A 20,550-nucleotide genomic window follows, 5' to 3' on the forward strand; every position below is an offset into this window, starting at 1 on the left:
GCGTGCAACAAAGAGTCTTCGTTTTAGTTTTTTAAATCTCAGTTCCAAGTCTTTTCACAAAGGAGTGATCATGCAAGCTTACATCGCCAACATCCAGGGTCTGACCGCCATCGGTATCGGCATCATCATCGGCCTGGGTGCAATCGGCGCCTGTATCGGTATCGCGCTGATGGGTGGCAAGTACATCGAAGCCTGCGCACGTCAGCCGGAACTCATCAACCCGCTGCAAACGAAGATGTTCCTGCTGGCTGGTCTGATCGACGCTGCATTCCTGATCGGCGTGGGTGTCGCAATGCTGTTCGCGTTCGCGAACCCGCTCCTGTCGAAGCTCGCAGGCTAAGGTTCCTCGGAAATATGCGTCCGGCGCGAGCCGGCGCAGGGCGGAACGGAGACTTGGGGCGCTGATCGAATGCAACTCGATGAGCGCCTTACCGTTTCATTTTTCCGGAATAGCAGATAAGGAAACACCGTGAATCTCAACGCAACTCTGTTTGCGCAAATGGTCGTGTTCCTGGTCCTCGCGTGGTTCACGATGAAATTCGTGTGGCCGCCGTTGATCAACGCCCTCGACGAACGTTCGAAGAAGATCGCCGACGGCCTCGCCGCCGCGGAGAAGGGCAAGGCGGAACTCGACGCAGCGCACAAGCGCGTGGACCAGGAACTCGCGCAGGCCCGCAACGACGGCCAGCAGCGCATCGCCGACGCTGAAAAGCGTGCGCAGGCGGTCGCCGAGGAAATCAAGGCCAACGCCCAGGCTGAAGCCGCCCGCATCGTCGCCCAGGCGAAGGCGGAAGCAGAACAGCAAATCGTGAAGGCGCGCGAAGCGCTGCGTGGCGAAGTCGCCGCGCTGGCCGTGAAGGGCGCCGAGCAGATCCTGAAGCGCGAAGTCGATCAAACGGCCCACGCCCAACTGCTGAATCAACTGAAAGCCGAGCTCTGATCATGGCCGAACTTGCAACCATCGCCCGCCCTTACGCAGAAGCGCTGTTCCGCGTGGCCGAGGGCGGTGACATCGCCGCCTGGTCCACGCTCGTGCAAGAGCTGGCCCAGGTTGCGCGTCTGCCGGAAGTACTGTCGGTCGCGTCGAGCCCGAAGGTGACGCGCACGCAAGTAGCCGAGCTGCTGCTTGCTGCGGTGAAGTCGCCCGTCGCGGCCGGCGCCGAAGCGAAGAACTTCGTGCAGATGCTGGTCGACAATCATCGCATCGCGCTGCTGCCGGAAATTGCCGAGCAGTTCGAGGCGCTCAAGAACGAACGTGAAGGTGCAGCCGACGCCGAGATCGTGAGCGCGTTCCCGCTGAACGGCGCGGATCTCGACAGTCTCGTCTCGGGCCTCGAACGCAAGTTCAAGCGCAAGCTGAAACCGACGGTCGAAGTCGATTCGTCGCTGATCGGCGGCGTGCGCGTGACGGTCGGCGACGAAGTGCTCGACACCTCGGTTCGCGCGCGTCTCGCATCGATGCAGGCTGCGTTGACCGCCTGAGCGCCACGCCGGCACGCAACAGAATTGACTATCAGGAGCGAATAATGCAACTCAATCCCTCTGAGATCAGCGAGCTGATCAAGAGCCGGATCCAGGGCCTTGAAGCGAGCGCAGACGTTCGCAACCAGGGCACCGTGATCTCCGTGACCGACGGTATCGTGCGTATCCACGGCCTGTCGGACGTGATGCAGGGCGAAATGCTCGAGTTTCCGGGCAACACGTTCGGTCTCGCGCTGAACCTCGAGCGCGACTCGGTCGGCGCGGTGATTCTCGGCGAATACGAACACATCTCGGAAGGCGACATCGTCAAGACGACGGGCCGCATTCTCGAAGTCCCGGTTGGTCCGGAACTCGTCGGCCGCGTGGTCGACGCGCTCGGCAACCCGATCGACGGCAAGGGCCCGGTCAACGCGAAGCTGACCGACGCGATCGAAAAGATCGCCCCGGGCGTGATCTGGCGTAAGTCGGTGTCGCAGCCGGTGCAGACGGGCATCAAGTCGATCGACGCGATGGTGCCGATCGGCCGTGGCCAGCGCGAGCTGATCATCGGCGACCGTCAGTGCGGCAAGACCGCGGTGGCGCTCGACGCGATCATCAACCAGAAGGGCAAGGACCTGATCTGTATCTACGTCGCGATCGGCCAGAAGGCTTCGTCGATCATGAACGTGGTTCGCAAGCTCGAAGAAACGGGCGCGATGGAATACACGATCGTCGTCGCCGCTTCGGCATCGGATTCGGCTGCGATGCAGTACCTGGCGCCGTACGCCGGCTGCACGATGGGCGAATACTTCCGCGACCGCGGCCAAGACGCGCTGATCATCTATGACGACTTGACCAAGCAGGCTTGGGCATACCGTCAGATCTCGCTGCTGCTGCGCCGCCCGCCGGGCCGTGAAGCGTACCCGGGCGACGTGTTCTATCTGCACTCGCGTCTGCTTGAGCGTGCGGCTCGCGTGTCGGAAGAGTACGTCGAGAAGTTCACGAACGGCGAAGTGAAGGGCAAGAGCGGCTCGCTGACGGCACTGCCGGTCATCGAAACGCAGGCTGGCGACGTGACCGCGTTCGTTCCGACGAACGTGATCTCGATTACCGACGGCCAGATCTTCCTGGAAACCGACCTGTTCAACGCAGGCATCCGCCCGGCAATCAACGCCGGCGTGTCGGTGTCGCGCGTCGGTGGCGCCGCTCAGACGAAGGTCGTGAAGAAGCTGTCGGGCGGTATCCGTACCGACCTCGCGCAGTACCGTGAACTGGCCGCATTCGCGCAGTTCGCATCGGACCTCGACGAAGCGACCCGCAAGCAGCTCGAGCGCGGCCGCCGCGTGACGGAACTGCTGAAGCAACCGCAGTACCAGCCGCTGCAGGTCTGGGAACTGGCCGTGTCGCTGTACGCCGCGAACAACGGCTACCTCGACGATCTCGACGTCAAGCAAGTGCTGTCGTTCGAGAAGGGCCTGCGCGACAACCTGAAGACCAGCCACGCTGACCTCATCAAGCGCATCGAAGACACCAAGGATCTCTCGAAGGACGACGAAGGCGCGCTGCGCGCGGCGATCGAATCCTTCAAGAAGTCCGGTGCCTATTGATCCGCGAGTGACACACCGAGGCCGCGCGGGCGCGCATGATGCGCCCGCGCCGCTTCGGTGAGCGAGGCATGAGCCCCGAGTAAAGCGCTAAAGCGCTAACTCGGGGCGCAAAGGAGCAAGCTATGGCTGGAATGAAGGAAATTCGCGGCAAGATCAAGAGCGTGCAGAACACGCGCAAGATCACGAAGGCGATGGAGATGGTGGCTGCATCGAAGATGCGTCGCGCGCAGGAACGCATGCGCGCTGCTCGTCCGTATGCAGACAAGGTCCGTGCCATCGCCGCGCACATGAGCCGTGCGAACCCCGAGTACCGCCACCCGTTCATGGTGGCGAACGACGGCGCGCAGACGGCCGGCATCATCCTCGTCACGACGGACAAGGGTCTGTGCGGTGGTCTGAACACCAACGTGCTGCGTGCGACGGTGCAGAAGTTCAAGGAGCTGGAAGAGAAGGGCCAGAAGGTCGAAGCCACCGCGATCGGCGGCAAGGGCCTCGGGTTCCTGAACCGCTTCGGCGCGAAGGTGATGTCGCAGGTCGTGCACCTCGGCGACACCCCGCACCTGGACAAGCTGATCGGCGCCGTGAAGACGCAGCTCGATCTGTACTCGGAAGGCAAGCTGTCGGCGGTTTATATCGCTTACACGCGCTTCGTCAACACGATGAAGCAGGAAGCCGTGATCGAGCAGCTGCTGCCGCTGTCGTCGGAACACTTCGAAGCCGATGACGGTACGCCGGCGACGTCGTGGGACTACATCTACGAGCCGGACGCACAGGCAGTCGTCGACGAACTGCTCGTGCGTTACGTCGAGGCGCTGGTGTACCAGGCCGTCGCGGAAAACATGGCGTCCGAGCAATCGGCGCGCATGGTCGCGATGAAGGCCGCGTCCGACAACGCGAAGACGGTGATCAGCGAACTGCAGCTCGTATACAACAAGAGCCGTCAGGCCGCGATCACGAAAGAACTGTCGGAGATCGTCGGCGGCGCAGCCGCTGTTTAAGCGCGCGCCCGGGACGACAACTGCGCCTTTGCGCGAGTAAAGAATCAGGTATTTAAAGGAAAAGCGATGAGTACTGCTGCTTTGGTAGAAGGCAAGATCGTACAGTGCATCGGCGCCGTTATCGACGTGGAATTCCCGCGCGACAGCATGCCGAAGATCTACGACGCGCTCATTCTCGATGGCTCGGAACTGACGCTCGAAGTCCAGCAACAGCTGGGCGACGGCGTGGTCCGTACCATTTGTCTGGGTGCATCCGACGGCCTGCGCCGCGGCCTGACCGTGAAGAACACGGCGAAGCCGATCTCGGTGCCGGTCGGCAAGCCGACCCTCGGCCGTATCATGGACGTGCTCGGCCGTCCGATCGACGAAGCCGGCCCGATCGAAAGCGAAACGACGCGTTCGATCCACCAGAAGGCACCGGCGTTCGACGAACTGTCGCCGTCGACCGAACTGCTCGAAACGGGTATCAAGGTCATCGACCTGATCTGCCCGTTCGCGAAGGGCGGCAAGGTTGGCCTGTTCGGCGGTGCTGGCGTGGGCAAGACCGTCAACATGATGGAGCTCATCAACAACATCGCGAAGGAACACGGCGGTTACTCCGTGTTCGCGGGCGTGGGCGAGCGTACCCGTGAAGGGAACGACTTCTACCACGAAATGAAGGACTCGAACGTTCTCGACAAGGTCGCGCTGGTGTACGGCCAGATGAACGAGCCGCCGGGCAACCGTCTGCGCGTCGCGCTGACCGGCCTGACGATGGCCGAGCACTTCCGTGACGAAGGCCTCGACGTGCTGTTCTTCGTCGACAACATCTACCGTTTCACGCTGGCCGGTACCGAAGTGTCGGCACTGCTCGGCCGTATGCCGTCGGCAGTGGGCTATCAGCCGACGCTGGCTGAAGAAATGGGCAAGCTGCAAGAGCGCATCACGTCGACCAAGAAGGGCTCGATTACGTCGGTTCAGGCCGTGTACGTCCCTGCGGACGACTTGACCGACCCGTCGCCGGCGACCACCTTCGGCCACCTGGACGCAACCGTGGTTCTGTCGCGTGACATCGCTTCGCTGGGCATCTACCCGGCGGTCGACCCGCTCGACTCGACGTCGCGCCAGATCGACCCGAACGTGATCGGTGAAGAGCACTACTCGATCACCCGTCGCGTTCAGCAGACGCTGCAGCGCTACAAGGAACTGCGCGACATCATCGCGATTCTGGGCATGGACGAACTGTCGCCGGAAGACAAGCTGTCGGTCGCACGTGCGCGTAAGATCCAGCGTTTCCTGTCGCAGCCGTTCCACGTCGCTGAAGTGTTCACGGGCTCGCCGGGCAAGTACGTGCCGCTGAAGGAAACGATCCGCGGCTTCAAGATGATCGTCGACGGCGAGTGCGACCACCTGCCGGAACAGGCGTTCTACATGGTCGGCACGATCGACGAAGCCTTCGAAAAGGCCAAGAAGATCCAGTAAGGGCTTGAGTGGGGCGCAAGCCGGCGTGTGCCGGCCGGAGCAATGAGTCAGCGATGACTTGTATGCCGGCCGCCCGCGTCGGCCGCAATACGCTCAACCTGTGGATGAGATTGGAGTCGATATGGCAACCATCAAAGTAGACGTCGTCAGCGCGGAAGAGCAGATCTTCTCGGGCGAGGCGAAATTCGTCGCGCTGCCGGGCGAAACGGGTGAGCTGGGCATTCTGCCGGGTCACACGCCGCTGATCACGCGGATTCGTCCGGGTGCGGTGCGCATCGAAGTCGAGGGCGGCAACGACGAATTCGTGTTCGTCGCGGGCGGCATTCTCGAAGTGCAGCCGGGCGCCGTGACGGTGCTCGCCGATACCGCGATCCGCGGCAAGGACCTCGACGCGGCGAAAGCCGAGGAAGCGCGCAAGCGCGCCGAGGAAACGCTGCAGAACGCGAAGTCGGATCTCGACCTCGCGAAAGCGCAATCCGAGCTCGCGACCGCGATGGCGCAGCTCGAGGCGATCCAGCGTCTGGCGAAGATCCGCAGCCGGCACTGAGCCGCGCCGCGTATCCCGCGAAAGAAAGCAGCCTTCGGGCTGCTTTTTTTTCGCCCGGCTTTTTCGTCTGTTTTTTTGCGGGCCGGATCGTATCGTCCGGTCGTGCTATTTCACCCGCCCGCCGCGATTCGATGTCAGAGTGTCGTCAGCGGAGCGCGGCATCATCCGCGCTGAGGGCGTCCGTCGCGATCGTCGCGGCGGAGGCGCGCGCGCAGCAGGCAGGCGCAGCACGCGCGCGGGCCGATCAGACAAAAACGGACGGAGACATCGATGGCAGCAGACCTTGGCAAGGGGGCGCTGATCGCGCCCGAAAACGGACTGTCCTACGTGCGCGGCGCGACCGACGTGCCGCTATCCGACGCGACGATCGGCCGGTTCCTGCTCGACACGGCCGGCCGCTTTCCCGACCGTCCGGCCGTCGTGTTTCGCGAGCAGCAGGTGCGCTGGACCTGGCGCGAATTCGCACACGAGGTCGACGTGCTGGCCGCGGGGCTCGCCGCGCTCGGGATCGTGAAGGGCGACTGCGTCGGCATCTGGTCGCCGAACCGCAGCGAATGGCTGCTCACGCAGTTCGCGACCGCGCGGATCGGCGCGGTGCTGGTCAACATCAATCCGGCCTACCGGCTGTCGGAGCTCGAATACGCGCTGAACAAGGTCGGCTGCAAGGCCGTGATCGCAGCCGAGCGCTTCAAGAGCTCCGCATACGTCGAGATGCTGCAGACCATCGCGCCGGAGCTCGCGACCGCGACGCCGGGCGACCTGCATGCGGCGCGCGTGCCGAGCCTGCGCACGATCGTGTCGATGGGCGAGGTGGCGCCCGCCGGCATGTTCCGCTTCGCGGACGTGATGGCGCGCGGCCGCCGGGCCGTCGATCCGGCGCTGCTCGATGCGATCGGCGCGACGCTCGCGGCCAACGATCCGATCAACATCCAGTTCACGAGCGGCACGACCGGCAGCCCGAAGGGCGCGACGCTCACGCACCGCAACGTCGTCAACAACGCGCGCTCGATCGCGATGGCGATGCGTTTCACCGAACAGGATTCGCTCTGCATCCCGGTGCCGCTCTATCACTGCTTCGGGATGGTGCTGGCCGTGCTCGCCTGCGTGTCGAAGGGCGCCGCGATGGTGTTTCCCGGCGAAGCGTTCGATCCGGTCGCGACGCTCGCGGCAGTGGCCGAAGAACGCTGCACCGCGCTGCATGGCGTGCCGACGATGTTCATCGCGGAGCTCGATCATCCGGAATTCGCGAGATTCGACTTGTCGACGCTGCGCACCGGGATCATGGCCGGCTCGCCATGCCCGATCGAGACGATGAAGCGCGTCGTCGCGCAGATGCATCTGTCCGAAATCACGATCGCGTACGGGATGACGGAGACGAGCCCCGTGTCGTTCCAGAGCTCGACCGACGATCCGCTGGAAAAGCGCACGACGACGGTCGGCCGCATCCAGCCGCATCTCGAAGTGAAGATCGTCGATCCGGGCGGCAACATCGTGCCGGTCGGCGCGACGGGCGAGCTGTGCACGAAGGGCTATTCGGTGATGCTCGGCTACTGGGATGACGACGCGAAGACGCGCGAGGTGCTGGTCGACGGCTGGATGCATACGGGCGACCTCGCGACGCTCGACGAGGACGGCTATTGCAACATCGTCGGCCGCCTGAAGGACATGGTGATTCGCGGCGGCGAGAACGTCTATCCGCGTGAGATCGAGGAATTCCTGTTCCGCCATCCGAAGATCCAGAGCGCGCAGGTATTCGGTGTGCCCGATGCGAAGTACGGCGAGGAGCTGTGCGCGTGGATCGTGCTGCGCGCGGACGAGCAGATGACCGAGGACGACGTGCGCGCGTTCTGCAACGGGCAGATCGCGCACTACAAGATTCCGCGCTATATCCGCTTCGTCGACGAACTGCCGATGACGGTGACGGGCAAGGTGCAGAAGTTCGTGATGCGCGAGCGGATGATCGACGAACTGAAGCTCGACGTGCAGAAGACTGCTTGAAGGGAGACGGTGCGAAAAAACGTGGCGGCCTGTAGGTCGCTACGTTTTCGATGGACGAAAAAAAGCGGGCTTATTAGCCCGCTAAAAACCACACGCTACGGGGTTAGCGCGAGGAGACCAAAGATGAAACCGGATCCGGCGGGGGCCGGAAACGACTCCAACAGGGATGCCCCTCGGAAGGGCTTCGGTACGTGACCGACTGGCTCGCAGCGCTTCGCGTCCGCTCACACTTGGCACACGAGACCGCATCCGTGTTGAAACCGTTGAGGCCCATTGTGGGCGAATTAATGACCCGTGGCGGTAACAAAGTGTTTCAGGTTGTAACGCCCGCCAGATAAGGCTTTCCGGGATTTTTTGCTGTTTTCGGGGTCCTGAAAAAGGTCATATTTACCCATCTTTTCCACAGAGTTTTCATCGTATGCGCATCACGCGTTTTTCCTGCGTTTTCGCGTCAGTGAATTGCCCATTTGCACGCGTGAATGTGCATCGCGCGATAGATACCGCGCATGAGGATTCATTCGTCAGAAAGATTTTGAAACGTGATCGGCGCACGCGGTAGTCGGCCATTCGGCCAATTTTCGCGGTTTTACGCCGGTCGGCGTCACCGCAATCTGTAACGGCGGGGCGCCGGCCCGGCTGCAGAACACACCGCTTTCAGTCTTCATCGGCGGCAACAACGGGGACGATTTCCATTATTGACCGCCGAGGCCGCACGCGCTCGCGACTACTTCAGCCGACTACTTCAGCCACTTGTCCGCAATTGCCTGGTATTCACCGGTGGACAGCGCGAGATGCAGCCACTGGTCGACGTATTGCTGGAACACGACGTCGCCGCGCGGCACCATATACGCCTTCTCGCCGAACTGGAACGGTTTGTCCGGATGCACCGAGCAGAGGCCCGGATTCAGCTTTTGCTGCAGCAGCGTCTCGGACGCATCCGTCACCATCACGTCAGCCTTGCCCGCGAGGATCTGCTTGAAGATCGTCACGTTGTCCGGATAGACGCTCAGGTTCGCATGCGCGAAGAACTGCTTCGCGAAGCGCTCGTTGGTCCCGCCCGGATTCACGATCACACGCGTATCGGGCCGGTCGATCTGCGCGACGGTCTGGTACTTGTCGGCATCCGCGCAGCGCACGATCGGCGTCTTGCCGTCGACCACGTACGGCTGCGTGAAGAACACGCGCTTCTGGCGCTCGAGCGTCGTCGACACGCCGCCCACCGCGATGTCGCACTTCGCGACGAAGTCGTGGGTGAGGTTCGGCCAGCTCGTCTTCACGTAGTCCGCCTTCACGCCGAGCGATTTCGCGAGCGACTCCGCCATATCGATGTCGATGCCCTCGAAGCGGCCGTCCGCGCGGTAGTACGAATACGGCTTGTAATCGCCCGTCGTGCACACGCGCAGCGTGCCGCGCGCGAGCACGTCGTCGAGCCGCGAGCCGGCGGCCGCGGCGCCCGCGGGCGCGGCCGTGGCCGTGGCCGCTCCCTGCGCGTGCGCGGCAGCGCAGCAAAACGCGGTGGCAGTGGCGAGCGCGGCAAGCGTGGCGAGTGTCTTCATCGTCTCCTCCTTCGTTTCGTTCGATATGAGCGTCCGATCATAACGGAGCCATCGCGCGCGTCATATGGCCGCCATCGCATCGGCATGCGCAGCCCGATCGCGGCTGTCCGGTAAAATGCCGCTTTGCCTTCGCTTCGTCGCTCCTACCGTGGCCCATAACCTGCTCAACGACACCTTCCTGCGTGCGCTTCTGCGCGAGCCGACCGACTACACGCCGATCTGGCTGATGCGCCAGGCCGGCCGCTACCTGCCCGAATACAACGCGACGCGCGCGCGCGCCGGCAGCTTCCTCGGTCTCGCGAAGCATCCCGACTACGCGACAGAAGTGACGTTGCAGCCGCTCGAGCGCTTTCCGCTCGACGCCGCGATCCTGTTCTCGGACATCCTGACGATTCCCGACGCGATGGGGCTCGGCCTCGACTTTCAGGTCGGCGAAGGGCCGAAGTTCGCGCATCCGGTGCGCACCGAGGCCGACGTCGCGAGGCTCGCGGTGCCGGACATCGAGGAGACGCTCGGCTACGTGACGGGCGCCGTGCGCGAGATCCGCCGCGCGCTCACCGACGGCCAGGGCCGGCAGCGCGTGCCGCTGATCGGCTTCTCGGGCAGCCCGTGGACGCTCGCGTGCTACATGGTCGAAGGCGGCGGCTCGGACGATTTCCGTACGGTGAAGTCGATGGCGTATTCGCGCCCGGACCTGATGCACCGGATCCTCGACGTGAACGCGCAGGCGGTGGCCGCGTACCTGAACGCACAGATCGAAGCGGGCGCGCAGGCCGTGATGATCTTCGATACGTGGGGCGGCGCGCTGGCCGACGGCGCGTACCAGCGCTTCTCGCTCGACTATATCCGCCGCGTGGTGTCGCAGCTCAAGCGCGAGCATGACGGCGAGCGCGTGCCGGTGATCACGTTCACGAAGGGCGGCGGGCTGTGGCTCGAGGAGATCGCGGCGACCGGCGTCGACGCGGTCGGGCTCGACTGGACGGTCAACCTCGGCGCCGCGCGCGAGCGCGTCGCGGGGCGCGTCGCCCTGCAGGGCAACCTCGACCCGACGATCCTGTTTGCGCCGCCGGCCGCGGTGCGCGAACAGGCGCGCGCGGTGCTCGACAGCTACGGCAACCATCCGGGCCACGTGTTCAACCTCGGGCACGGCATTTCGCAATTCACGTCGCCCGATCACGTCGCCGAACTCGTCGACGAAGTCCATACCCACAGCCGCGCGATCCGTAGCGGAGCGGCGGGCTGAACGCAAGCGCCGTCATGCTGCGCTGCGGGATGACGATGTTTCGTTTTTGAAACTAAACAGGACGCAACCCCGCTCCCGTTGCCGATTCGGTGCTTGTCAAGACTTGACTTATACACATTTTCCACGTTGCAGCGCGGTAGAGCCCCGTATCGGTCAATTTGTCTCGCTATGGTTGGGTAATTTGAATAGCAGCCTTATGGAATAAGGCTTCGCGGGGCACCGCCGGAAGCGGCGAAAAACAGCGGAAAGCACGGCCCGGCGCGCGTTGCGGCCATTGAGCGGCGAGTTCTCAACAAAGTTATCCACAGGCTGGGCAGGGTATACGGCGATTCCTAATGCGAATCCAAAACTTAGCGCCGAATCTGACGTTTTACTTTAAGTTCGCCGCCGCGATGCGGACGCGGATGCCGGCCGTCCGTATGCTGCGTCCCGCCGCTGCCGGAGCGCGCGGATGAGCGGCACCTACCTGCGCGTGGCGCTCGACCATCCGCTCGCGACCCTGTTCGACTACCGCTGCGACGCGCAGCCGGTGCCCGTGCCCGGCACGCTCGTGCAGGTGCCGTTCGGCAAGCGGCAGGCCGTCGGGCTTGTCTGCGAAGTCACCACTCACACCGAGGTACCGCCGACGCGGCTGCGCGCGGTCGATGCGATCTGCACGGAGCTGCGGCCGCTGTCGGCGGACTGGCTCGCGCTCGTATCGTTCGCCGCCGACTACTATCAGCGCGGGCGCGGCGAAGTCGCGTTACCGGCGCTGCCGCAGGCGCTGCGCGACGCCGGGCGCTGGGGGCGGTTGCTCGCGCCCGAAGTGCGCTACCGGCCGACCGAAGCCGGCCGCGCGGCGCTGCCCGACGCATTGCCCGCGCGCGGCGCCGCGCTGCGCCGGCTCGCGCAGGCGCTGGCCGATACCGGTTCGTTGACGCTGCCCGACGCGCGTGCGCTGCATCCGAAGGCTGTCGCGACGCTCGACGACTGGGCGGCACGCGGCTGGGTCGACGTCGAAGAGATCGGCTGGGCCGATGCGCCTGTGGCCAACCCTGTGGATAACCTGTCGACAAGCAGTGGACGCGCTGTGCCGCCGGCGTTGACCGACCAGCAGGCCGAAGCGCTCGACGCGATCCGCGCGGCGCAGGGCTTCGCGCCGTTCCTGCTGCACGGCGTGACGGGCAGCGGCAAGACCGAGGTCTATCTGCATGCGCTCGCGTCGCTGCTCGACGCGCGGCCGGACGCGCAGGCGCTCGTGCTCGTGCCGGAAATCAACCTGACGCCGCAGTTCGAGGCCGCGTTTCGCGCGCGCTTCGCGGGCGCGCTCGCCGACGATGCGATCGTCACGCTGCACAGCGGGCTTGCCGAAGGCGAGCGGGCGCGCAACTGGCTCGCCGCGCACACGGGCCGCGCGCGGATCGTGCTCGGCACGCGGCTCGCGGTGCTCGCGTCGATGCCGACGCTCGCGCTGATCGTCGTCGACGAGGAGCACGAGCCCGCGTACAAGCAGCAGGAAGGATTGCGCTATTCGGCGCGTGACCTGGCGGTGTGGCGCGCGAAGCAGCTCGGCATCACTATCGTGCTCGGCTCGGCCACGCCGTCGCTCGAAAGCTGGTGGCAGGCCGAGCAGGGGCGCTACACGCGGCTCACGCTGTCGCGCCGCGCGGTGGCCGACGCGACGCTGCCGACCGTGCGGCTGATCGATCTCGAAGAGGAGCGGCGGCGCGGGCGCGCGTCGATGGGCGGGCTGTCGGGGCCGCTCGTCGCAGCGCTGAAGGCGCGGCTCGAACGCGGCGAACAGAGCCTCGTGTTCCTGAACCGGCGCGGTTATGCGCCGCAGCTCGCGTGCGACGCATGCGGCTGGGTGGCCGGTTGCCCGCGCTGCAGCGCGTACGTCGTGCTGCACAAGCCCGAGCATGCGCTGCGCTGCCATCACTGCGGCTGGGAAGCGCGGATTCCGCGGTCGTGTCCCGAGTGCGGGAACGTCGACATCGCGCCGCTCGGGCGCGGCACGCAGCGCATCGAGGAGGCGCTCGCCGAGGCCGTGCCGGGCGCGCGGATCCTGCGGATCGACGCGGACAGCACGCGCCGCAAGGGCAGCGCGCAGGCGCTTTTTTCCGACGTGCACGCGGGCGAGGTCGACATCCTGGTCGGCACGCAGATGATCGCGAAGGGGCACGACTTCCAGCGCGTGTCGCTCGTCGGCGTGCTCAATGCCGATACCGCGCTGTTTTCGCACGACTTCCGCGCGAGCGAGCGGCTGTTCGCGCAGCTGATGCAGGTGAGCGGCCGCGCGGGGCGGGCCGGGCTGCCGGGCGAGGTGATGGTGCAGACGCGCTACCCGCGTCACGCGCTGTACCACGCGCTCGGCCGGCAGGATTACGTCGGCTTCGCGAATTCGCAGCTCGGCGAGCGTCGCGACGCGCACCTGCCGCCGTTCGTCTACCAGGCGTTGCTGCGCGCCGAAGGGCGTACGCTCGACGCGGCGCTCGCGTTCCTGCTGCAGGCCGCGGCCGCGTTGCCGGGGCTGCCGGGCGCCGAACGCGTGACCGTGTACGACGCGGTGCCGATGACGATCGTGAAGGTCGCCAACGTTCACCGCGCGCAGTTGCTCCTCGAAAGCGCATCGCGGGCGGCGCTGCAGCATGCGCTGCGCGCATGGTTGCCGGAGTTGCGCGCGCTGAAGGGCGTGCTGCGGTGGAGCGTCGAGGTCGATCCGCTGGATATCTGAGCGGCACCGCGCGGCTGTCGCGCGGGGCGTTGCCTGACACGGGAAGCCCGGGCCGCCGCGCGCCCGAATCGTCTCCCGTCTCGCGCCCGGCGCCCGCACCCCACCGCGTCACACCACCCAGTGCAACCCGTTTTCGACTGCTTCCGCGTATGCCGAAGGTTGCACACGCGTACCGAATCGCCCCGATCAGGGAAAACACCGAGCCCCCGACCACGGGCAACCCCTAGGTTGCAACCTCATAAGTAGCTGATTATATTGACTAACTTATGGGTGCAACCTCTCTCTCAATTTGGTTGCACCTTTTTATTGCGTGCCGTAGGATTTCGCGCATCCTCTTACACCATACTGCCGGGCTCGCACCGGCGCACGAACCCACCATGGCAAGCACGACTCTCGGCGTCAAAGTCGACGACCTTCTCCGCTCGCGCCTGAAAGATGCGGCAGCGCGTCTCGAGCGCACTCCCCACTGGCTGATCAAGCAGGCGATCTTCGCGTATCTCGAGCGGATCGAGCACGGCCAGTTGCCGCCCGAGCTGTCGGGCCACAGCGGCGTGACGGAGCTCGCCGACGGTCAGGCCGCGGACGGCGACGACGACAACTCGCCGCATCCGTTCCTCGAGTTCGCGCAGAACGTGCAGCCGCAATCGGTGCTGCGCGCGGCGATCACGGCTGCGTACCGCCGGCCGGAACCGGAGTGCGTGCCGTTCCTGCTCGGCCAGGCGCGCCTGCCCGCGAACCTGCAGGCGGACGTGCAGGCGCTCGCGACGAAGCTGGTCGAGGCGCTGCGCGAGAAGAGCTCGGGCGGCGGCGTCGAAGGGCTGATCCACGAGTTCTCGCTGTCGAGCCAGGAAGGCGTCGCGCTGATGTGCCTCGCCGAAGCGCTGCTGCGCATTCCCGATCGCGCGACGCGCGACGCGCTGATCCGCGACAAGATCAGCAAGGGCGACTGGCGCTCGCACGTCGGCCACGCGCCGTCGCTGTTCGTGAACGCGGCGACCTGGGGGCTGATGATCACCGGCAAGCTCGTGACGACCAACAGCGAAGCGGGGCTGTCGTCGGCACTCACGCGCCTGATCGGCCGCGGCGGCGAGCCGCTGATCCGCAAGGGCGTCGACATGGCGATGCGCCTGATGGGCGAGCAGTTCGTCACCGGCGAAACGATTTCCGAGGCGCTCGCGAACAGCCGCAAGTACGAAGCGCGCGGCTTCCGCTATTCGTACGACATGCTCGGCGAAGCGGCGACGACCGAAGAGGACGCGCAGCGCTACTACGCGTCGTACGAACAGGCGATCCACGCGATCGGCAAGGCGGCCGGCGGCCGCGGCATCTACGAAGGCCCGGGCATCTCGATCAAGCTGTCGGCGCTGCATGCGCGCTACTCGCGCTCGCAGCAGGACCGCACGATGAGCGAGCTGCTGCCGCGCGTGCGCGCGCTGGCGCTGCTCGCGCGTCGCTACGACATCGGCCTGAACATCGACGCGGAAGAAGCCGACCGCCTCGAGCTGTCGCTCGACCTGCTCGAGGCGCTGTGCTTCGATCCGGATCTCGCGGGCTGGAACGGCATCGGCTTCGTCGTGCAGGGTTACCAGAAGCGCTGCCCGTTCGTGATCGACTACCTGATCGATCTCGCGCGCCGCAGCCGTCACCGCCTGATGATCCGCCTTGTGAAGGGTGCGTACTGGGATACCGAGATCAAGCGTGCTCAGGTCGACGGCCTCGAAGGCTATCCGGTCTACACGCGCAAGATCTACACCGACGTGTCGTACCTCGCATGCGCGAAGAAGCTGCTCGCGGCGCCGGACGCCGTGTATCCGCAGTTCGCGACGCACAACGCGTACACGCTGGCCGCGATCTACCAGCTCGCGGGCCAGAACTACTACCCGGGCCAGTACGAATTCCAGTGTCTGCACGGGATGGGCGAGCCGCTGTACGAGGAAGTCACGGGCCGCGACAAGCTGAATCGTCCGTGCCGCGTGTATGCACCGGTCGGCACGCACGAGACGCTGCTCGCCTACCTCGTGCGCCGTCTGCTGGAAAACGGCGCGAACACGTCGTTCGTGAACCGCATCGCCGATAAAACCGTGTCGGTGAAGGAGCTGGTCGCCGATCCGGTCGACGAAGCGTCGAAGATCGTGCCGCTCGGCGCGCCGCACGCAAAGATCCCGCTGCCGCGCCACCTGTACGGCGACGAGCGTCCCAACTCGATGGGCCTCGACCTGTCGAACGAACACCGTCTCGCGTCGCTGTCGTCCGCGCTGCTCGCGAGCGCGCACCACCCGTGGCGCGCGGCGCCGATGCTCGCCGACGACGCGCTCGCCGACGCGCCGGCGCGCGACGTGCGCAACCCGGCCGACCAGCGCGACCTGGTCGGCACGGTCAGCGAAGCGACGTCCGAACACGTGAGCGCGGCGCTCGCGCACGCGGTGGCCGCCGCGCCGATCTGGCAGGCCACGCCGGTCGATGCGCGCGCCGATTGCCTGGTGCGCGCGGCCGATCTGCTCGAAGCGCAGATGCACACGCTGATGGGCCTGATCGTGCGCGAAGCCGGCAAGTCGCTGCCGAACGCGATCGCCGAGATCCGCGAAGCGGTCGACTTCCTGCGTTACTACGCGGCGCAGATCCGCGGCGAATTCTCGAACGACACGCACCGTCCGCTCGGCCCCGTCGTCTGTATCAGCCCGTGGAACTTCCCGCTCGCGATCTTCATGGGCCAGGTGGCCGCGGCGCTCGCCGCCGGCAACACGGTGCTCGCGAAGCCGGCCGAACAGACGCCGCTGATCGCCGCCCAGGCCGTGCGCCTGCTGCGCGAGGCCGGCGTGCCGGCCGGCGCGGTGCAGCTGCTGCCGGGCACGGGCGAGACCGTCGGCGCGGCGCTGGTCGCCGATCCGCGCACGCGTGCGGTGATGTTCACGGGCTCGACCGAAGTCGCGCGCCTGATCAACAAGACGCTCGCCGCGCGCCTCGACCCGGACGGCAAGCCGATTCCGCTGATCGCCGAAACGGGCGGCCAGAACGCGATGATCGTCGACTCGTCGGCGCTCGCGGAGCAAGTGGTCGCGGACGTGATGCAGTCGTCGTTCGACTCGGCCGGTCAACGGTGTTCGGCGCTGCGCGTTCTGTGTCTGCAGGACGACGTCGCGGACCGCACGCTGACGATGCTCAAGGGCGCGATGCACGAGCTCGCGCTCGGCAACCCGGACCGGCTGTCGACCGACGTCGGCCCGGTGATCGACGGCGAAGCGAAGCAGACGATCGACACGCATGTCGCGGCGATGAAGGACAAGGGCCATGCGGTCACGCAGCTGCCGATGCCGGACGCGTGCGCGCACGGCACGTTCGTGCCGCCGACGCTGATCGAGATCGGCAGTATCGACGAGCTGAAGCGTGAAGTGTTCGGCCCCGTGCTGCACGTGGTGCGCTACCGCCGCAGCCAGCTCGACAAGCTGCTCGAGCAGATCCGCGCGACCGGCTACGGGCTGACGCTCGGCATCCACACGCGGATCGACGAGACGATCGCGCACGTGATCTCGAATGCGCACGTGGGCAACATCTACGTGAACCGCAACGTGATCGGCGCGGTGGTCGGCGTGCAGCCGTTCGGCGGCGAAGGGCTGTCGGGTACGGGGCCGAAGGCCGGCGGCGCGCTGTACCTGCAGCGCCTGCTCGCGACGCGTCCGTCGGGGCTGCCGCGTTCGCTCGCGGAGTCGCTGATCGCGGACGGCGCGGCCGATGGCGACGCGCGCGGCAATCCGGCGGCAGCGCTCACCGCGCTGCGCGACTGGCTGATCGAGCAGCGCGAGCCGGCGCTCGCCGCACGCTGCGACGGTTACCTCGCACAGGTGCCGGCCGGCGCAACCGCGGTGCTGACCGGCCCGACGGGCGAGCGAAACACGTATACACTCGGCCCGCGCGGCACGGTGCTGTGTGTCGCGGCCACGCCGGGCGGCGCGCGCGCGCAGTTCGCGGCGGTGCTGGCGACCGGCAACCGCGCGTTGTTCGCCGGCGCGGCGGGCGAGGCGCTGGTCGCCGCGCTGCCGGCGTCGCTGAAGGCGCACGCGGCCGTGCGCAAGCAGGCCGACGCGCCGTTCGACGCGGTGCTGTTCGAAGGCGACAGCGACGAGCTGCAGACGCTCGTGAAGGACGTCGCGCAGCGCCCGGGGCCGATCGTATCGGTGCAGGGCGTGTCGGCGGGCGCGTTCGAGAACGGCGACGCGGAAGACTACGCGCTCGAGCGGTTGCTGACGGAGCGCTCGGTGAGCGTGAATACGGCCGCGGCGGGCGGCAATGCGAATTTGATGACGATCGGCTGATCATCCTTGCCGTTCGGATCAAACAAAGGAAGCGGCCAGGCGATCCCGAAGCCGCTCCATTTACCCTGGTACCAAGGAGATGCTATGCAACACACGATGAAAAAAGTGGCAGGCGCGACGTTCGTCGCGGTCATGTCGCTGGCGGGGACGGCCCATGCGGACGACGTGAAGATTGGTTACGCAGGGCCGATGACGGGCGCGCAGGCGCACTACGGCAAGGATATGCAGAACGGGATCGTGCTCGCGCTGGAAGACTTCAACGCGACGAACCCGAAGATCGGCGGCAAGGCCGTGAAGTTCGTGCTCGACACGCAGGACGACCAGGCCGACCCGCGCACGGGTACGACGGTCGCCCAGAAGCTGGTCGACGACGGCATCAAGGGCATGCTCGGCCACTTCAACTCGGGCACGACGATTCCGGCTTCGCGCATCTACGCGAACGCGGGCATTCCGGAAATCGCGATGGCGACGGCGCCGGAATACACGCAGCAGGGTTACAAGACGACCTTCCGCATGATGACGTCCGACACGCAGCAGGGCTCGGTGGCCGGCACGTTCGCGTCGAAGGATCTCGGCATGAAGAAGATCGCGATCGTCGACGACCGCACGGCCTACGGCCAGGGTCTCGCCGACCAGTTTGAGAAGGCCGCGAAGGCCGGCGGCGCGACGATCGTCGACCGTGAATTCACGAACGACAAGGCTGTCGACTTCAAGGCGATTCTGACGAAGCTGAAGGCGGCGAAGCCGGACCTCGTCTACTACGGCGGCGCGGATTCGCAGGCTGCGCCGATGGTCAAGCAGATGAAGGCGCTCGGCATCACCGCTCCGCTGATGAGCGGCGAAATGGTGAAGACGCCGACGTTCCTGAAGATCGCGGGCAACGCGGCCGAAGGCACGATCGCATCGCTGGCCGGCCTCCCGCTGGAAGAAATGCCGGGCGGCAAGGCTTACGCCGACAAGTACAAGAAGCGCTTCGGCGAAGACGTGCAGACGTACTCGCCGTACGCGTACGACGGCGCGATGGCGATGCTGAACGCGATGAAGAAGGCCGATTCGACCGATCCGGCGAAGTACCTGCCGGTGCTCGCGAAGACCGACATGGCCGGCGTCACGTCGACGCACGTCGCGTACGACGCGAAGGGCGACCTGAAGAACGGCGGCATCACGATGTACAAGGTCGAGAAGGGCGACTGGAAGCCGCTGAAGAGCATCGGCGGGAAGTAAGCAGCCTGATGTGGAGAGCGGGCGGCGGCGCGATGCGTCGTCCCGCGATTCATGCGAAAAAGCCACCGGGCCGTTGGGCCGGGTGGCTTTTTCTTTGGTGAGCCACGGCCGGTAGGGCATAGGAATCTTGCAGGCCACGGTGCAGCGGGGGCGCCGCATGCGTACGTCGATACCGCATCGCTGTGGCCGGCGGCATTATGACGTTACTTGCCGTCGCAGCACTTGTTAGGGCAGTCGGGCAGGAAGGAAATTTCCACACGCCGTCCATTGTCCACGTCGCCATGCGAATAAACGCGGGCGCTCTTCTTGATGGTCCCGCGTAAAAAACCTAATTCCTCCAACAGCGCATACGCGGTTTGCAATCTCGATTGCGCAAGGGCCGGTGCTTCCGGTTCGCTTTCCTCGGCATGGCCGCTGATCAGCGTCGTTTCTTTGGTTAGGTGATTTGCATAATTGATTTTTTGGTCGACTACCCATTTTGCAATGCGGACGATCTCGGAATTCGATATGTGCGAGCTATCTCTCGAAAAGTAGATGTCGAAATTCTCGCTGGCGATGCATGCGAATACCGGATTGGAGGTGAGAAGGCTTATGCCAAGAATAAACTTAAGCATTGTAGATAACGTATCCTGCAATACTGTCGGCATTGTTGATTGCTTGATTCGGATTTTCGGCTCCAAACGTCAAGCATTCCTCCATGAAATATCTGTGATCCTTGGTTCCCATTGTATCGTCGAAATGACTCACTTCATGAATCAGCGTGGAAACTACGGAATCCTTTTCCCATGAGAAATCTCGCATTGTGCAAAAATCGGGATGTATTGCAATCGTATGAGTTGCAGTGTCCGGTGAGCAAACTGATGCTGCAACTCCCGATTTGTTTGGATTTGGAACGCATCCAATGTGTTTGAATCGCTCGCTATCCCATCGCGTGAAATTGTAGCCTGTGAGTGACTTTAGTACGCGAGCGATTGCGGCTAGACCTGCTAATAGCGCTATGCGGGTGCTCTCATCGGCTCTGCCGAACCACTGTAATACACGTGCCTTGTCAGCGTGGGACCAGCGCTGCAAATCTTCGATTCTTTTTTCGACAAGAGAAACGGATCGATCGCGCTTAATCAATACCATTTCACGGAATTCCTTGTTTGTCATGTTGTGACATATTCTTTCGGTATTGATTGTTACCTCCACCATCGACCCAGGATTGGTATTGGTGACTGCACCTGAATGTACTAGGAACCATTCTCCGCCGTCGTTTACATCAAAATTTTTCATTGCTTCAATGTTCCATCGTATAGATTTTCAGAGTTGCCAAGACGTCGGTGGCGATCCGATGTGTTTGCCCGGCCGTATCCGTGGTGCCCGTGAAAATCTGGCCGGTGTCGGTAACGATTCGGTAGCGGATGTTCGCGAGCGGACGGCGGGAGCCATC

Annotated in this window: 15 protein-coding genes; 12 read left to right on the top strand and 3 right to left on the bottom strand. The window is 64.8% G+C overall.

Going from position 1 to position 20,550, the window contains the following annotated elements; all coding sequences use genetic code 11:
- Positions 1-70: 70 nt before the first annotated feature.
- From atpE to J8I33_RS28135, 8 genes are all read left to right on the top strand, one after another.
- The gene (atpE, locus tag J8I33_RS28100; protein ID WP_006482730.1) at positions 71-340 is read left to right on the top strand and encodes a F0F1 ATP synthase subunit C; all 270 of its coding nucleotides are present in this window, start codon (positions 71-73) and stop codon (positions 338-340) included.
- Between the two features lie 129 nt (positions 341-469).
- Positions 470-940 (top strand): F0F1 ATP synthase subunit B, encoded by a 471-nt coding sequence (locus J8I33_RS28105; RefSeq protein ID WP_006477283.1) that lies wholly within the window; start codon positions 470-472, stop codon positions 938-940.
- 2 nt (positions 941-942) lie between these two features.
- The gene (locus J8I33_RS28110; RefSeq protein WP_006477284.1) at positions 943-1,482 is read left to right on the top strand and encodes a F0F1 ATP synthase subunit delta; all 540 of its coding nucleotides are present in this window, start codon (positions 943-945) and stop codon (positions 1,480-1,482) included.
- Positions 1,483-1,526: 44 nt separating this feature from the next.
- Positions 1,527-3,068 (top strand): F0F1 ATP synthase subunit alpha, encoded by a 1,542-nt coding sequence (atpA, locus tag J8I33_RS28115; protein ID WP_006756467.1) that lies wholly within the window; start codon positions 1,527-1,529, stop codon positions 3,066-3,068.
- Between the two features lie 122 nt (positions 3,069-3,190).
- Positions 3,191-4,066 carry a F0F1 ATP synthase subunit gamma gene (gene atpG / locus J8I33_RS28120; RefSeq protein WP_034209645.1) on the top strand — a complete coding sequence of 292 codons (876 nt, stop codon included), beginning with the start codon at positions 3,191-3,193 and terminating at the stop codon, positions 4,064-4,066.
- A 66-nt stretch (positions 4,067-4,132) separates the two neighbouring features.
- A complete protein-coding gene (gene atpD, locus J8I33_RS28125) occupies positions 4,133-5,527 on the top strand; it encodes a F0F1 ATP synthase subunit beta (RefSeq protein WP_031397079.1) in 1,395 nt (464 codons plus the stop codon).
- Positions 5,528-5,648: 121 nt separating this feature from the next.
- Positions 5,649-6,074: a F0F1 ATP synthase subunit epsilon gene (locus J8I33_RS28130; protein ID WP_006477288.1), complete on the top strand. Its 426-nt coding sequence runs from the start codon at positions 5,649-5,651 to the stop codon at positions 6,072-6,074.
- 270 nt (positions 6,075-6,344) lie between these two features.
- Complete coding sequence (locus J8I33_RS28135; RefSeq protein WP_209939516.1) at positions 6,345-8,072, top strand: AMP-binding protein; 1,728 nt, start codon at positions 6,345-6,347, stop codon at positions 8,070-8,072.
- A gap of 737 nt (positions 8,073-8,809) precedes the next feature.
- On the opposite strand, the gene J8I33_RS28140 is transcribed toward J8I33_RS28135, so the two are convergent.
- Positions 8,810-9,628 (bottom strand): transporter substrate-binding domain-containing protein, encoded by an 819-nt coding sequence (locus J8I33_RS28140; protein WP_209939517.1) that lies wholly within the window; start codon positions 9,626-9,628, stop codon positions 8,810-8,812.
- A 148-nt stretch (positions 9,629-9,776) separates the two neighbouring features.
- On the opposite strand from J8I33_RS28140, the gene hemE reads away from it, so the two are divergent.
- The 4 genes from hemE (at position 9,777) to J8I33_RS28160 (ending at position 19,118) form a co-directional block, all read left to right on the top strand.
- Positions 9,777-10,871: a uroporphyrinogen decarboxylase gene (hemE, locus tag J8I33_RS28145; protein ID WP_290369655.1), complete on the top strand. Its 1,095-nt coding sequence runs from the start codon at positions 9,777-9,779 to the stop codon at positions 10,869-10,871.
- Positions 10,872-11,322: 451 nt separating this feature from the next.
- On the top strand, positions 11,323-13,584 hold the full coding sequence (locus tag J8I33_RS28150) for a primosomal protein N' (protein ID WP_209939518.1): 2,262 nt from the start codon (positions 11,323-11,325) through the stop codon (positions 13,582-13,584).
- Positions 13,585-13,961: 377 nt separating this feature from the next.
- Entirely contained in the window at positions 13,962-17,894 is a 3,933-nt protein-coding gene (gene putA / locus J8I33_RS28155) for a trifunctional transcriptional regulator/proline dehydrogenase/L-glutamate gamma-semialdehyde dehydrogenase (protein WP_209939519.1), read from the top strand.
- 84 nt (positions 17,895-17,978) lie between these two features.
- Entirely contained in the window at positions 17,979-19,118 is a 1,140-nt protein-coding gene (locus J8I33_RS28160; RefSeq protein WP_050015844.1) for a branched-chain amino acid ABC transporter substrate-binding protein, read from the top strand.
- A gap of 203 nt (positions 19,119-19,321) precedes the next feature.
- Here J8I33_RS28160 and J8I33_RS28165 read toward each other — a convergent pair whose 3' ends face one another.
- The gene (locus J8I33_RS28165) at positions 19,322-19,732 is read right to left on the bottom strand and encodes a hypothetical protein (RefSeq protein WP_209939520.1); all 411 of its coding nucleotides are present in this window, start codon (positions 19,730-19,732) and stop codon (positions 19,322-19,324) included.
- Positions 19,725-20,393 carry a M35 family metallo-endopeptidase gene (locus tag J8I33_RS28170; RefSeq protein ID WP_209939521.1) on the bottom strand — a complete coding sequence of 223 codons (669 nt, stop codon included), beginning with the start codon at positions 20,391-20,393 and terminating at the stop codon, positions 19,725-19,727. Before J8I33_RS28170 ends, J8I33_RS28165 begins: the two co-directional genes overlap by 8 nt.
- Positions 20,394-20,550 lie beyond the last annotated feature (157 nt).

The sequence above is a fragment of the Burkholderia sp. AcTa6-5 genome (assembly GCF_017815075.1).
Taxonomy (GTDB): domain Bacteria; phylum Pseudomonadota; class Gammaproteobacteria; order Burkholderiales; family Burkholderiaceae; genus Burkholderia; species Burkholderia sola.